Source organism: Exiguobacterium aestuarii (assembly GCF_020171655.1).
In the GTDB taxonomy this organism is placed as follows: domain Bacteria; phylum Bacillota; class Bacilli; order Exiguobacteriales; family Exiguobacteriaceae; genus Exiguobacterium; species Exiguobacterium aestuarii_A.
Window position 1 is genome coordinate 43,540 of the sequence record NZ_JAIVAC010000002.1, and the last position, 15,400, is coordinate 58,939.

A 15,400-nucleotide genomic window follows, 5' to 3' on the forward strand; every position below is an offset into this window, starting at 1 on the left:
CTAGAATTCAAGCATCATGGAACAGAAGCAGGACTCACACGAAATCGTGACGAATCTTTACTATTAGATCTTGAAATGTCCCATGCTAGGAGGGAACACATGAACCACTTTCGTAAGATGTCCGTGCTCGGTTGGAGTATATGGAGTGCCCTGTTCATCTTCACCATCGCATTATTTGCATTGGATATCCTACACGCCCCAACAATCGATTCGTTGTCGTTTATTTTAATTTCGTTGCTTGTCATCATTTTTCAACTCGACTCGATCGAAGTCAAAGGTGTGTACTTCACATTTTCTGAAAGTATCGTTTTAATCTTATTTTTATTCTTTGGATTTGAAACAGCACTCATCGTCAACCAAATCGGGTTGTTCGTCTTTCAATTCGCCAACTTGAAACCGAAAGTCGCCATCCGTCGCTTTCGCTTCACGTATCCGTGGAATGCTATTACGGCGTACTTAGAAATCGTCATACCGGCAGCTGTCTATCTCGCCCTAGGTGGGGAGACCGGTCTCGACTTTTATTCGCAAGATTCGTTCGTGCCGCTTGCTGGATTATTCCTTGCCATCTTCTTAAACACGGTGTTCCAAAAATATCAGGTGAGATGGTGGTTCCGCGTCGACATCGCATTGAGCGATTTTATGAAAATCGCCTTCTACACGTACGTCGTCAGTTTGATTTTCATATTAGCGGCAGCGTTTTTCCGAGAGACCAACTTACTCGTCGTCAGTAGCATCGCCGCTGCGTTAACATTCTTCATCAAGCGGCTTCTTATTCAAAAAGAGCGACAAGATGCATTTAAATCCTTGATTGAGCAATACGATGAAGCGAAAGAGGCCGTGTCCTTGTCACAGAGCGAGGCGCAGGCCATCGAAGTGTTTTTAAGTCAATGCGAACAGCTGAATCATTATGATGAAGGGTATGTCGAGTTTAAATTGTTTGAACGCACCCTCTACTTTGATTTGAAGACGCGACAACCCATCGATCGCCCCATCGTCTTCACCTTGCTTGACATGAGTCAGCCAATCGAGCAAGTCCTCGACTATGAAATGCGCTTTGAATGGGATACTTCTCTTTCCGATGCTTTCCATGACGATTACCACAGCTTCGTTTCTGTTCGTTCGGAGGAAATCGAAGAGATTCGTACCTGGATTGTCATGACAGGAGAACCTGTATACGGTTATCCGAAGATTATTCAGCACGAGATCATCAAATTGTTAAAATCGTTCAACCGGACCATTAGCCGTTGTCACGAACGGGACCGCCTCTATACCGAGAGTCGGACGGACAGTTTAACGCTTCTCGCCAATGCGCGTGCATTTTATGAATATGGCATTCAACAAATATCCGATATGTCGGTATATCCGATATCGGTCGCTATGCTCGATATTGATTTTTTCAAAAAGATCAACGATACGTACGGTCATCAGGTCGGAGACCATGTGTTACAAGAGTTCGGACGACGAATCCGTCAGGTACTTCGTCCCGATGACTTTGCTGCACGTTATGGCGGCGAAGAATTTATTTTGTTGCTCAATCATTGTGACATGAACCAAGCGATCGAAATCACGGAGCGGATTCGCCATCAAATCGAAGCGAAACCGTTTCATGTCGACCACCATGAGATTTCTGTCACCGCGTCCATCGGGGTCGACACAATCGAAGCGTTCGGGAACAAGCGTCTCGATGATACGATTCGAAATGCGGACCGTGCCCTGTATGTTGGTGGAAAATATGCAGGACGTAACCGCGTGGCGCACTTCAACAATTTAACGACGTAAACTCCCCTTTCTCACATCGAATTGGGGAGTTTTTAAGTTGACAACTAGATTTGAAACAGGTACGTTAGGGAACGTGTTTGATAATAGGATAACTTAACTTTTTATCGAGAGAGACGGAGGGACTGGCCCTATGAAGTCTCGGCAGCGGGGAACCTGTGCCAAATCCAGCGGACATACGTCCGAAAGATGAAAAGGGTATTTCACACGAAGGACCTTTTTCTCAAGAAAAAGGTCCTTTTTATTTTTTAGTGAGGTGATTATTTTGGAACAACCAACAGCAAACAAGTGGGCACTTCTGCCGTTACTCGTCTTCTTGCTCTTTTTCATCGGGGCGGGTGTCTACTATGGGGACTTTTATAAGTTTCCAGTCCTCGTCGCAGCCATGATCGCATTGATGGTTGCAGCGTTCATGACAAAAGGAAGCGCCACACAAACCGTGGAACGCATCGCACAAGGTGCCGGAAATCCGGGAATCATCATTATGATTTTTATTTTCTTACTGGCTGGTGCCTTTTCAACGGTAGCTGAATCAATCGGTGCCATCGACGCGACGGTTAACGCCGCGTTGACGCTCTTACCCCCATCGCTTCTCTTAAGTGGACTATTCGTCATCGCTGCTTTTATTTCAATGGCAATGGGTACATCGACCGGAACGATTGCGGCACTTGCGCCGATTGCCCTCGGTATCCATGAAGAGAGTGGTGTGAACGTCGCGATCGCTGCCGCGGCAGTTGTCGGCGGAGCCATGTTCGGAGACAATCTCTCATTCATCTCGGACACGACCATTGCTGCCGTCAGGACACAACGGACGAACATGCGCGATAAGTTCCGAACGAACTTCTGGATCGTGCTACCAGCTGCCATCATCACGACGATTTTACTCGCGGTCTTGTCGAACGGTGAATCGACGGTCGATGTCGCCGCATTCGAATGGTATAAACTGATTCCTTATCTCGCGGTCATCGGACTGGCGTTAACGGGACTGAACGTCATTCTCGTCCTGTTGGGCGGAATCACGCTAACCGGAATCATCGGTCTTCTCGACGGAAGCTTATCCGTCACAGCATTTGTGACCGCTATCGCCGATGGCATGGTCGGTATGGCCGAAATCTCGTTCTTGACGTTACTCATGGGCGGCCTCGTCGGACTCATTTCGCACAACGGTGGACTCACGTATTTGCGTGATGCGCTGACGTCACGGATTCAAAAACGTGCCGGTGCCGAGTGGAGTATCGCTGGTCTCGTCAGTGCGACGAACGTGGCGACGGCGAACAATACGATTTCCATTCTCGTAGCCGGACCACTCGCCGCGAACATTGCGGATGAATATGACATCGAACGAAAAAAATCAGCGAGTGTGCTCGATATCTTCTCATGTGGTGTACAAGGGATTCTCCCATACGGAGCGCAACTTCTCATCGCCGCAGAGTTGACGAAGACCGCTTCGCCGGACCTCGTCCCGTTCATGTTTTATCCGTTCCTCCTCTTTATTTGTGGAGGGATTGCCATCGCATTCAATTTCCCGCGTTTTAAAAAGCAGTCTTAAGCGAAAACACCCCTTTATTCAAAGGGGTGTTTGTCGTTTAGTGACCATCTCTTGTTTCAATTGCTCGTTGCGTTTTTTGAAAGCACGTCGTTTGAGCACTTCTTCTAGTCCTCGACTGATGGCCCACAACGCGACCAAAAGCAGACCGAGCATCGATAAACGAAACGGGCTTTGGATAAATTCTTCCCATTGATCCCCGATGACCGAGAAAATGACGACGACGAGTAGTTTCCCGAATCCCGCCGCCAAAATGAACGTACGGAGCGGCATCTGAATGAGCGCCAGCAAATAAGTGATCAAACTGACCGGGATGAACGGGAGTGAATACAAGAACCCGAGTGAGATCGGACTCATATGGTTGATTCGTTCTAACCAATAGACAGCCGCTTTATGTTTTTCGAGCCAACGCGTCATCGGTTTACGAAACACATATCGGACCGCCGCGAAGACGACAATCGTTCCGAGTAAGTTCCCGATCCATGATAAAAGGACCCCTAACAAAAAACCATATGTTGCCGCATTCGCTGAAATGATTAAAACGAGTGGCAAAAACGGAAAGATCGCTTCTAAAAATGGAGCGCCGAGTCCGGCCCAAGGATCGCCAGGCAAACTTTGAAGCCATTCGATTAATTGGATGATGTACTGTTGGAGAGAAGTGAGCATAGTCGTTCCACCTTCAACTTTCGTTACTACTACTCTATTACCCGAATTCGATTTGCAAGACGCATCTCCCTGCATTCGTCAAAAAAAATTAAAAACCATTTGCGAAAATTCGTCGTGATATTTATCATATAATAATGGACTTGTGGTTGCAGGCAAGTCTATTCGTCGAACGACACAACCCAACGTTCGTTTTCCTGCAAAAAACTGAACACAGGGGAGCAACACAACATGGAAACAAAACCAATGCGGGTCTTGCTGTACTATAAGTACGTCAACATCGAAGACCCAGAAACACTCACGCAAGAACATTTGAAGTATTGTAAAGACCTCGGCATCAAAGGACGCATCTTGATTTCCTCCGAAGGAATCAACGGGACGTGCTCTGGTACTTGGGAACAAACTGAGCAATACATGAACGACTTGAAGGCAAACCCACTCTTCAGCGATATCGAGTTCAAAATCGATGAAGTCGAAGAGCATGCGTTCAAGAAAATTTTTGTCCGTCACAAGAAAGAGCTCGTGACGTGGCGCTTTGATGGTGAGTTTGATGTACCGAAACAACACGGTGCTTATCTCGAACCAGCAGAATGGAAAGAGATGATGAATCGTGATGATGTCGTCATCCTCGATGTTCGTAACAACTACGAGTACGAACTTGGTCACTTTAAAAACGCGATCAAAATCGATGTAGAGGCTTCACGTTACATGCCAGAATGGCTCGAAGAGAACAAAGACCTCTACGAAGGGAAAACACTTCTCACGTACTGTACTGGTGGCGTCCGTTGCGAGAAATTTACAGCATATATGCGTGACCAAGGTCACGACAACATCTTCCACTTAAAAGGTGGCGTCGCAATGTATGGAAAAGACGAAGCGACGAAAGGTGAAAACTGGGATGGTGAGCTTTACGTCTTTGACGAGCGCATCAACGTCCCTGTTAACTCTGTGAACCCGACTGTTGTTTCACACTGCATGCACTGTGGAACCGAGACGGTTCGTTACGTTAATTGTGCAAACCCGGAGTGCAATGTGCAACATTTCTGTTGTGAAGAGTGTGAACCGAAACAAATGCGTTCATGCTCGAAAGAGTGTCAAGAACACCCACGCAACCGTTATATCATCGACAACATTGCAGAGAAACTTCAGGAAACTGAAGGAGTAGTCGGGTAACAAAAATCGACCAAAAGGTGTCATGGACAAGCCGTCCGTGACACCTTTTTTTGACGAAATCTTAACGTCTAGCCAGCGTCTCTTTCGGGTATAGTGAAGTTACTATGTCAGACAGGAAGTGAATAGATGCATGTTTAACGAACCTTTACTCGCTGCGATTCTTGCTTGGTTTATCGCCCAAGCAGCCAAGCTCGTTACCGAACTTATTAAAACAAGGGATTTTGAAATTGAAATCATGTTCGCTTCAGGCGGTATGCCGAGTTCACACTCGTCCACGGTCGTCGCACTCGCTACGGCAATCGGACGGATGGAAGGCATCGACTCGAGTATGTTTGCCCTCGCTGTCGTCTTCGCCACGATTGTCATGTACGATGCGACCGGCGTCCGTCAAGCAGTCGGTTTTCAGGCCCGACTATTGAACGATTATTTCAAAGGGATCAAACACGAGACTCCACTTTTGAATGAACTTGTCGGGCACACGCCGTTCCAAGTCATCGTCGGGGCGCTTCTCGGTCTCGTTGTCGGATTGTTTTTCCCGATGTAATCCACTAAAGGTATGTCATTTCTCACACTCTCGATTCTTTTTGTGAAGTTTCACAAAGAAGAAGTTATACTCAGAGAGAGGAGGAATCGACATGCCTTTTTTGCAGAAATCTTATGAGTCTCTCGATACACTCGCCGAAGCAATCGGTCAAGCGATTCGAGCACCCATTACGATTGAAAATCGCCACCACCAGTTACTGGCGTATAGCACCCATCCCGATTCGACCGACCCGGCCAGGATCGCTACAATCATCGGTCGTCGTGTTCCAGAAGCCGTTATTGAAGATTTATGGGAAAGTGGGATTTTACGAGAAGTCATCGACCAAGATGAGCCTGTCGTCATTCCGGCACGGCTCGCTGTCGGGCTTGGTGAACGTGCGGCCATCGTGATTAAACAACATGACGAAGTACTCGGTTATATTTGGAGCTTGGCTCGAACGAATCCGTTTACCAATCAAGAATTAACCATCTTGCAAGAAGGAGCGACCATTGCCAAGAAGTTGCTCATGACCATCGCGATGCACGAACGACGCATTAGCGCGGAACTTGAACGTTTCTTGTTAGATGTCCTCGCTTCCTCTACGCTCTCTGATGCCAATCGCGAACGATTGAACGAACTCGCGCCTATCGCCGTCGCCAGTCGATTGACGATTATTGAATGCGCTCAACCGATCACCCCACAACTCGCTGAACGTCTGCATTATGTGCTCGCGACCCAAGAAGCGATCGAAGTGGTCTTACATGCCATCGATGGACAGCAATTACTCGTCTGGCATTACATGAAATCCGAACTTTCCGATGAAGAAGTGGAATTGCTCGCTTGGGCGGAACGATTCGAACAGTTGCTTCAAGACAAGTTCACTGAATCTGAGCCACGACTCGGAATCAGTCGGCGTTTTTTCGAAAGTGACATGCTGTACGCCGCAGCGGAAGAGGCACGACGTGTCACAACACTTCGTCGTAAGTTCCCTCTTGAGCTCGCGACTTCTCGCGCCTTCGAACAGATCGGGATTTATCAACTCGTCCCTGAACTGGCACGTCGCATCGGACTTCGACTGGAAACCCATCCGACCGTCGAACGGTTGCAACACTATGACTCATCCCATCAGACCGAACTCGTGAAGACGCTCGAATGGTATTTTTATTTCGATGGGAACGTAAAGCGGGTCGCCGCCCACCTTCATATCCATCCAAATACCGTCTTGTATCGGATTCGACGCATCGAAGAGTTGACGAATATCACGCAAGTTTCCTTACCAGAACGGTCCATGATTTATTTGGCGATTAAAGCCGGTCAATATCGATTAGAAGACTAGACGTTCGCTTTGTGTTTTTTCACAAAGTGAGCGTCTTCGTTTTTAGAATCCATGATAAAGACAGCGTTTTCGAATGGGTCTATACTAGGGGTGTGAACAATTTGTGTCAACGGAATGAAAGGGGAATGTTCCATGAAAATCGGGGTATTAAAAGAGATTAAAAACAATGAAAATCGGGTGGCTTTGACACCAATGGGTGCATTTATGTTAACGGAACTCGGACATGACGTCTTCGTCGAAACGAATGCCGGTCTCGGCAGTGGTTTCACGAATATGGAATATATCGATGCCGGTGCAACAATCGTTGAAACGGCGAAAGAAGTATGGGAAGGCGTCGAGCTTGCGCTCAAAGTAAAAGAGCCTCAACCGTCTGAATATCAATACTTCCGTCCTGATTTGACGCTCTTCACATATTTACACTTAGCGGCAGAACCAGAATTAACGAAAGCACTCGTCGATTCAGGTATCACTGCCATCGCGTATGAGACGGTAGAAGTCGACCGGACGTTACCGCTTCTCACACCGATGAGTGAAGTCGCAGGTCGGATGGCTGCTCAAATCGGGGCACAGATTCTCGAAAAACCGCACGGTGGAAAAGGAATCCTCATGTCAGGTCTCCCAGGCGTACCTCGTGCGAACGTCACGGTCATCGGAGGCGGTGTCGTCGGAACGAATGCAGCGCGTATCGCCATTGGTCTCGGTGCGAGTGTTACCTTGATGGACATTAGCCCGGCTCGTCTTCGTCAAATCGACGACTTGTTCGGAAACACAATCAACACGTTAATCTCGAACAAATACAACATCGCCAAACAAGTAGCTGAGAGTGATCTCGTCATCGGTGCCGTTTTGATTCCTGGGGCAAAAGCACCGAAACTTGTCACTGAAGAAATGGTACAACGCATGTCCCCAGGATCGGTCATCGTTGACGTCGCCATTGACCAAGGTGGAATTTGTGAGACAATCGATCATATCACAACGCATGATGCACCAACGTATGAACGTTACGGTGTGCAACATTACGCCGTCGCCAACATGCCAGGTGCCGTGCCACGCACGTCGACAATGGGGCTTACGAACGCAACGATGCCATACATTATCGAATGTGCACAAAAAGGTGTATTCCCGGCACTCCTCGGAAATGATGCCCTTCTTAAAGGCTTAAACGTCGTCAACGGGACGGTCACATACGAAGCGGTCGCTCGTGATTTAGAGTATCCGTTCGTCCCTGCCTATGAGGCAGTTTCAAAACAAACACAAGCGTGAGTGAAAGACGACGAGATGCCCGTTCTCGTCGTCTTTTTCGTACAAAAAAGAAGGGACTGAACATAATCGCTCAGTCCCTTCTTCTCATTATGCGTTTTCGACAGCGATATCTTCCCCGATGATTTTCACTTCTGGTTCTAATTCCACTTCGAACTTCTCTTTAACGGTCGCTTGCACGTGACGGATCAGCGAAATGTATTCTGTCGCTGTCGCCTCCGCGATGTTGACGATGAATCCGGCATGCTTGAGCGATACTTCAGCTCCTCCGATTCGTTTGCCCTGAAGACCAGAGTCTTGAATCAACTTGCCGGCAAAGTAGCCTGGAGGACGTTTGAAGACACTTCCGCACGAAGGATATTCGAGCGGTTGCTTCGACTCACGTTTATACGTCAAATCGTCCATGACTTCTTTGATCAATTCGTAGTTTTTCGGTTCGAGCTCGAACGTCGCTTCTAACACGATGAACCCTTCTTTTGATACACGGCTCGTGCGATAGTCGAGTTCTAATTCGTCTTTTGACAAATGAAGTACTTGTCCGTCCGACGTCAATACTGTCGCAGACGTGATAACGTCTTTCGTTTCTCCCCCATATGCACCCGCGTTCATATAGACGGCGCCACCGACCGTTCCAGGGATACCACAAGCGAACTCAAGACCGGATAAGCCTTCCGCAAGTGCTTGACGTGAGACATCGATAATCGCTGCCCCAGCCTGCGCTACGAGTTGGTTCTCTTCACGACGAATCGTATTCAGTTCATTCAAGTTTAAAACGACTCCGCGAATTCCCCCGTCGCGAACAATCAAGTTTGAACCGAACCCAAGGATCATGAACGGCATTGCTTCCTGATGGGCTAGTTCTAAGACGGCTTGGACTTCTTCGTACGTGTGTGGGGCTACGAAGTAATCTGCTTTCCCGCCTAGTTTTGTATACGTGTGTGCCGACAGCGGCTCGTCTTGAAGGACGCGCTCGGCCGGAATAATACTCTGGAGTTGCTGTAAAAAGCTCATGCGTTCACTCAATCCTTTACGTTCTATTTAAGTGTCTCGGTCACATCTTCTTCGTACCGAGCACGTCACTGAATCGTTTCAGTACGAAACACAGTATACAAATGATTGCCGGACGTGACAAGCAACGTTTTTCTTACAATGTCATGATTAGTTTATAACAATAGCGATGTCGCTACAGCCACTACAATCGGAATTGTAAAGTTATCCCAATCTCGGTATGAAATCGCTTCAGTTAGTGTGGCGATGATGGAAATGATAAATCCATATGTTACCACTTGCCACATGACGACATCATTCCACAAAAACAATAAAAATAAGACCGCATACGAGCTTAAGAACATGGCGACGCTTCCTTGGAAGGAACGCTTTTGACCGTACAAATCATAGATGATTGTCCCATACTTCCGTCCAATCAATGCAGCCATTCCATCCCCCCAGGCGAGGACGAGTGATCCCGCTAAAAATGCAATCGGTTCTGACTCAAAGAAGAAGTATAAAATGATGAGTAAAGCGATTGGATAATAGACCGTTCCGAAAGACTTTCGTTCCGTCTGATGTACCGGTGATGGACTTTTATATAATAAGACCGCGTTCGCAAACGTGAAGAAGATGAGCGGAACTGCCGCGACGTACCAGGAATCCATTAACCAGACCGCTAGTAGCGCCCAATGTCCGACTGCGATATGTACACTTTTTCGAATCGTTTCGTCTGTCCACCCAAGACGCTTTCCAACTTGTTCGAGACCGACGAGAAATACAAGGACAATCACGATGGAAAGAATCGAACTAATCCATTCATTCATTGCTTGACCACCTCTATGTATAGGATGTGTATAATACCGTCATTATACCTTAATCAGTGCCCATCCTAGCTTACTTTTCAAACATTTGGTAGAATGAGGTCAAATGACTGTATAGCCAACGTACGATGTTGGTGATAGAAAGGGTGGCCGTATGCGCGACGCAACTTCAATTCAAACTTTGGCAGATTGCCTTCACTTCATGCAGGTCGGAGAAATCGAGCGAGCCATCGCCCTCTTCCCTGAAGACGTGCGTGAACATTTTCCAAAAGAGCTTCGAAAAATCCACTTGTTTCATATTGAAAAGAACGGCTTGTCCATCAATCAAATCGTTGCCCTTGCGAACGCATTGACCGGAGAACATCTCTCGGCGACGACGATTCAAAACTGGACGAAGCGTGAAGTCCGTAAAATCATCGGAGTCCCACGAATCGGTAAAAAGTATTCCTTGCATCAAGCAGCCATCATCTACCTTCTTGATGACTTGAAACACCTTTTCTCACTTGAAGAGACAAGTTCCTTATTGGCACTTATCTTCAACAACCCTGACCGGGACGAAGACGACTTCATCACTCCGATTGATTTTTATCGCCTGTATGCGGAGTACGCCAAGTCGACGAGTCCGATTGATTTACTCGATACTCGTGCCAAGCGTTCTCTCGAAAAAACGAAATACACACATCCGAATATCATTCATGTCTTAAAGCTCTGTTTGTACGCACACCGTGTGACGACACTCGAGCTCGAGGCCAAACACTATTTGAACCGTTTCATTTGATGGAACGGTTTTTTTTGCATCAAAAAACACCGGTCAAGGACCGGTGCTCGTCATCGTTATGAGACAGATGCAGCGAGCGGCATCCGCGATTTAACCGTTAACGTTTTTAAGACAGAAAGGAGTTCGAACATCGATAGCTGATCTGCTTCCTTCGTTAAGCAGAACGTGTCGTCCTCTTGTTTCCGTAGCTCCGCGACAAGTTTTCCTGCTTTATCACGGACGCTGAACTTATGACGTTCCACATCGTATTGAATCGTGAAGAGTCCGCGTTCATAGACGTTGTACTCACACTTTTTCCCGAATAACGAGAACTTGTCTTTCAATTGACCAATCGCCTGTCCGTCATGGTTCATCACGACCCATTTTTGGCAGTTCGGGATATACTTCCCGTGAGCGATCTGTCGTCCAGACAAATTGTGCACTTGGACACTGCCTTCCGCGTCGCGGTGAACAGATCCGATCGCATCATTTGTCTCATCATAAATGGTCGCCTCGCCTTGCGTAAAGACGCAACCTTTTACATAAATTAATTTGCGCACCGCTTTTTCCTCCTAGCACGTTCCAACCGTGATTGTTTGTATGTGTACGGTCGGGCATTTCTTGAAACCCCAATCGTTTCTCTGTGTAGTTTTTATCTCGTTTCAACTACTACATATTTCATATGACGAAGATGATTATTGCATCGATTAAAGAAAAAGACAAGCCCTTTTTTTCGACATCATTTTGGATTCTGTCGAACTTGTGAACATGCCTATTCTTATCGCTTATATCCCGCTTCTTTTAAGAGTTCTTCAAGCTCTATTCTTGCAATCAGACGAACTTGATTTGGCGCTGCCAATTCATACGCACTGTCCGTAAATGTCGAGTTCGTCACGACCCATCCTTCATGTGCCTGATAATACGGAACAGCAGCCGCGATTTGTTGAACCGCTTCAAGACCGACTACCTTTTCATACCGTTTTGCTTGTACCGCAATCGACCATCCATCGGGTGTCTCAAGTAACAAGTCTGCCCCGAAGTCACGCGAGGCTGGTGTCACGGTGACCGTGTATCCGAGCGCCGTAAACACATCCTCTAAGAACAGTTCGAATTCTCGGCCATCCATTCGATCGATTCGGTCGATTGTCGACAGCCGGGCTCTCCAGATGAACCACACGATCCCAAACAGGAGTAGTAAGATACTGCTCCAAAGCGGTGCTCCGAACCACCATAGACTAACGGCACCGACCATACTAATAAGTAATCCAATCATCCCCATCTTTCCTTTCCACGTCCTCTCTCCCACTTTACCGTTTCGAGGGCAGGAAATGAAAGGGGGATCTGTCGAATGTTATAGAAGATATGCTCGTCTGACACCACGAAGGAGGGATGATCGTTCATGGAGAATCGCACCAATCTCCAAAGTGAGTTATTACATGCATTACCTTACGGGGTTGCTTTAATAGAAAAAGATGGAACAATCGTTCAAGCAAACCGGCCGTTCCTAGAAAAGTTTCCAGAGAATCTACAGACTCGTACGAACCTCTTTCACATGGTCAACCAGTCTCCGCTTACGATGGAATTATCTCGCCGAATGGAGCAGGGACTTCCATGGATGTATGAACTGCCGACGATGCGCGTACATGCCATCCCTTGGGAGAATCATTATATCCTCTCCATCGAACCACTCCCTCTCGATACACGCGTGACGATTCAACACAATGCGTTTGAAGCGATGATGCACACCGAGCTCGACATGGCGATGATCATGACGGATGCCAATATGTTGATCACTCGATTCAATCAAGGTGCGACGGAACTGTTCGGCTACGCGCCCCATGAAGTGTTATACGAAATGACCCCATTCGCTTTGTTTGAGTCAAGGGAACTGAGCGAAAAACGTTCTGCCTATCAAGATGAAACGGAACGGTTGCTTTCGTTCGAACAAATGTTACGCCTCGCACTCGACAAAGGAGACCGTGAGTGGAAATTTCAATGTAAAGACCGGACACATTTTATCGGAAAACTCTTTATGCACCCGGTCTATGAACAAGAGCAACTCATCGGATTCTTTTTCTTCGTATTTGACGTGAGTTCTGAGATTGAACTAAAACGAGAACTTCGTTATAAGGAACAACGCTATCGCATGTTTGCCGAATCTGTCATCGAGGCGGTCCTATTCCACGAAGACGGGATGATTCTTGACGCGAACAAAGCAGCGGAATCCATCTTCAAAATCCCAGCTGAACAAATGGTCGGTCGGCAAACGGTTGAATTTATTGCCGAAGGATATCGGGCAGATGTGTTAAGACGGATTCGCAATCATATCCAAACGCCATATGAAGTGATTGGACGACGAGCGGACGGCACGTTTCTAGAGATGGAGGTTTACCCGAAAGAAGTGACGTATCTTGGCCAAACGTTACGAGTCGCCGTCATGCGTGACATTAGCGACCGAAAAAAAATAGAACGCATGCTCGAACGAGAGAAAAATGCGATTGCCCGCCAACGTGACATCATTCAATCGATTTTACAAGCGTCAAACGAAGCATTCGTCTTGACCGAGTCGAACGGGAGTGTCTTGTTCATGAACGTCCATGCGCGACGCCTCATGGACTTACCTGGGATCGCCCCGAATAAAATACAAGAGCGGATCCCCCTCCTCTCCACGTTCCGTCCACGTGACCGAAGCGAGATGCTACGTAAGATGGATCAACTGTTAGACGGAACGGCTCGGGAAGTGTCCATGCGTTTCTCCATCCCACAACCGAACGACCGAGATGAGGAATATTACGAGATGTACGGCACGACAATGGATACGAAACGACAAATCGGAATGGACAGCGGCTTCTTATTCGTATTCCGTAACCGGACGGAAGAGGAGCGGATGGACCAGATTAAAAATGAGCTAGTGAGTACGGTCTCGCATGAACTGCGGACACCCCTTTCTTCATTATCTGGTTACATCGAGTTGATGCTCGCTCGCGATTTGACGCCTGATAAGCGAGAACGTTTCTTGAAGACGATGTCACGGGAAGCGTCACGGTTAACGGCGTTACTCAATGACTTCTTAGACATTCAACGCATGGAGGGTGGTCATCAGGAATACAAGCAAGATCATTTCTCGTTGAATGAACTCGTCTTAGATGTAGTTGAGCGCTTCCGTGAAACGAATGACCATGCCATTCATTTCGATAACGCTGATGAAGACCTACGCTTGATTGCTGACCGGGACCGCATTGAACAAGTACTCGTTAACTTAATTTCGAATGCCATCAAGTATTCGCCGAACGAACAAGAAATTGAAGTACGGGTCCGGCATGACCACAATCAGGCCCACGTCTCTATTCGTGACTTCGGAATCGGTATTCCTGAACACGCCTTCGAGAAACTTTTTACAAAGTTTTATCGGGTCGATAACTCCGATACACGTAAAATTGGTGGGACCGGCCTTGGCTTGTCCATCTGTAAAGAAATCATCGAATCCCATGGCGGCAGCATCGAAGTGGAATCGACTGTCGGAAAAGGATCGACGTTTACATTCACACTAGACTTAGCGGAGGAACTATCATGAACGATTATGCCTTTACCGGATTCCCTGGATTTTTAGCTGGAAAGTTAATCGAACATCTTGCGTCGTTGCCTCATCAAATCGGAACAATCTATGCGCTTCATCTCCCTAACCAACAGCGTGAAGCGGAAGAACTACGAGATACGTTGCTGTCTACGACATCCCTTGAGCCTCGTCAGCTCGTCTTAGTGGAGGCGGACATCACGTTACCGGAAGTGATTCTCGATCCGATTATGCGCTCTGTCATCGAGCGCGACGTGCATTACGTCTTTCATCTGGCTGCCGCTTACGATTTGAGCATTCCGTATGACCTCGGGTATCGAATCAATATCCTCGGTACGAAACACGTCACGGCGTTCGCTAAACGGTCGAAACAGTTAAAGCGGTACGTCTATTTCAGTACGGCCTACATTGCCGGTCGCAGGCAAGGGACCGTCTATGAGAACGAACTCTGGCATCGGGCTCGATTTAAAAATCATTATGAAGCGACCAAATACGAAGCGGAAGCACTCGTCTCCCGCGAGATGGGCACAATGCCAATCACCATTATTCGTCCTGGTATTGTGATTGGGCATAGTCAAACAGGTGAAACGAAGAAGTTTGACGGTGTCTATTTTGTGTTGAAATTGATGGCGCAACTTCAACAGATGCGACCGCTTCCTTATATCGGGCGCGCGAACGTCGAAGTGAATCTAGTTCCTTATGATTACGTCGTGGAAGCGACCGCCTTCTTAGCACACTCGCCAGTCGGGTCGAAGCGGACCTTTCATTTGACGGACCCTTTCCCGCATGGTGCGCGTGAAGTGTATCGGATGCTACATGAAACGATGTTCCACCGTCCTCCTCGCGGCACGGTTCCCCATGCTGTTGCAGATGTCGCATTCACGACTTGGAAAACGCCGCACAACTGGATGTTCCGCACGAACTGCTAGACTATTTCAAACATCCTGTCCATTTCGATACGACGCAAACAATTCGTGCGCT

General features: G+C 47.5%; 14 protein-coding genes and 1 riboswitch. Of the genes, 9 read left to right on the plus strand and 5 right to left on the minus strand.

What is annotated here, in order from left to right; genetic code table 11:
- Positions 1 to 99: 99 nt before the first annotated feature.
- A complete protein-coding gene (locus LCM29_RS11195; RefSeq protein WP_224862885.1) occupies positions 100 to 1,779 on the plus strand; it encodes a GGDEF domain-containing protein in 1,680 nt (559 codons plus the stop codon).
- 98 nt (positions 1,780 to 1,877) lie between these two features.
- Positions 1,878 to 1,972, plus strand: a riboswitch (SAM riboswitch).
- Between the two features lie 69 nt (positions 1,973 to 2,041).
- The gene (locus LCM29_RS11200) at positions 2,042 to 3,325 is read left to right on the plus strand and encodes a Na+/H+ antiporter NhaC family protein (RefSeq protein WP_214785618.1); all 1,284 of its coding nucleotides are present in this window, start codon (positions 2,042 to 2,044) and stop codon (positions 3,323 to 3,325) included.
- A gap of 18 nt (positions 3,326 to 3,343) precedes the next feature.
- On the opposite strand, the gene LCM29_RS11205 is transcribed toward LCM29_RS11200, so the two are convergent.
- Entirely contained in the window at positions 3,344 to 3,988 is a 645-nt protein-coding gene (locus LCM29_RS11205) for a TVP38/TMEM64 family protein (RefSeq protein ID WP_224862887.1), read from the minus strand.
- Between the two features lie 228 nt (positions 3,989 to 4,216).
- Between LCM29_RS11205 and LCM29_RS11210 the strand changes: the two genes are divergently transcribed.
- The 4 genes from LCM29_RS11210 (at position 4,217) to ald (ending at position 8,280) form a co-directional block, all read left to right on the plus strand.
- Positions 4,217 to 5,158 carry a rhodanese-related sulfurtransferase gene (locus tag LCM29_RS11210; RefSeq protein WP_214695947.1) on the plus strand — a complete coding sequence of 314 codons (942 nt, stop codon included), beginning with the start codon at positions 4,217 to 4,219 and terminating at the stop codon, positions 5,156 to 5,158.
- Between the two features lie 118 nt (positions 5,159 to 5,276).
- Complete coding sequence (locus LCM29_RS11215) at positions 5,277 to 5,702, plus strand: divergent PAP2 family protein (RefSeq protein ID WP_214695945.1); 426 nt, start codon at positions 5,277 to 5,279, stop codon at positions 5,700 to 5,702.
- A 91-nt stretch (positions 5,703 to 5,793) separates the two neighbouring features.
- Positions 5,794 to 7,017 (plus strand): PucR family transcriptional regulator, encoded by a 1,224-nt coding sequence (locus LCM29_RS11220; protein WP_224862889.1) that lies wholly within the window; start codon positions 5,794 to 5,796, stop codon positions 7,015 to 7,017.
- A gap of 132 nt (positions 7,018 to 7,149) precedes the next feature.
- Complete coding sequence (gene ald, locus LCM29_RS11225; RefSeq protein WP_224862891.1) at positions 7,150 to 8,280, plus strand: alanine dehydrogenase; 1,131 nt, start codon at positions 7,150 to 7,152, stop codon at positions 8,278 to 8,280.
- Between the two features lie 87 nt (positions 8,281 to 8,367).
- Here ald and murB read toward each other — a convergent pair whose 3' ends face one another.
- Together murB and LCM29_RS11235 are read right to left on the minus strand one after the other, a co-directional pair.
- Positions 8,368 to 9,288: a UDP-N-acetylmuramate dehydrogenase gene (gene murB, locus LCM29_RS11230; RefSeq protein WP_214747007.1), complete on the minus strand. Its 921-nt coding sequence runs from the start codon at positions 9,286 to 9,288 to the stop codon at positions 8,368 to 8,370.
- A 152-nt stretch (positions 9,289 to 9,440) separates the two neighbouring features.
- A complete protein-coding gene (locus LCM29_RS11235) occupies positions 9,441 to 10,091 on the minus strand; it encodes a diacylglycerol/polyprenol kinase family protein (protein WP_224862893.1) in 651 nt (216 codons plus the stop codon).
- 151 nt (positions 10,092 to 10,242) lie between these two features.
- Here LCM29_RS11235 and LCM29_RS11240 point away from each other — a divergent pair, with 151 nt between their 5' ends.
- A complete protein-coding gene (locus tag LCM29_RS11240; protein ID WP_214747004.1) occupies positions 10,243 to 10,866 on the plus strand; it encodes a DUF1836 domain-containing protein in 624 nt (207 codons plus the stop codon).
- 56 nt (positions 10,867 to 10,922) lie between these two features.
- On the opposite strand, the gene LCM29_RS11245 is transcribed toward LCM29_RS11240, so the two are convergent.
- The gene (locus LCM29_RS11245) at positions 10,923 to 11,405 is read right to left on the minus strand and encodes a hypothetical protein (RefSeq protein ID WP_015880506.1); all 483 of its coding nucleotides are present in this window, start codon (positions 11,403 to 11,405) and stop codon (positions 10,923 to 10,925) included.
- A gap of 218 nt (positions 11,406 to 11,623) precedes the next feature.
- A complete protein-coding gene (locus LCM29_RS11250) occupies positions 11,624 to 12,118 on the minus strand; it encodes a restriction endonuclease (RefSeq protein WP_224862895.1) in 495 nt (164 codons plus the stop codon).
- Positions 12,119 to 12,244: 126 nt separating this feature from the next.
- Here LCM29_RS11250 and LCM29_RS11255 point away from each other — a divergent pair, with 126 nt between their 5' ends.
- A complete protein-coding gene (locus LCM29_RS11255) occupies positions 12,245 to 14,419 on the plus strand; it encodes an ATP-binding protein (protein ID WP_224862897.1) in 2,175 nt (724 codons plus the stop codon).
- Positions 14,416 to 15,348 carry an SDR family oxidoreductase gene (locus LCM29_RS11260; protein WP_224862899.1) on the plus strand — a complete coding sequence of 311 codons (933 nt, stop codon included), beginning with the start codon at positions 14,416 to 14,418 and terminating at the stop codon, positions 15,346 to 15,348. Before LCM29_RS11255 ends, LCM29_RS11260 begins: the two co-directional genes overlap by 4 nt.
- Positions 15,349 to 15,400 lie beyond the last annotated feature (52 nt).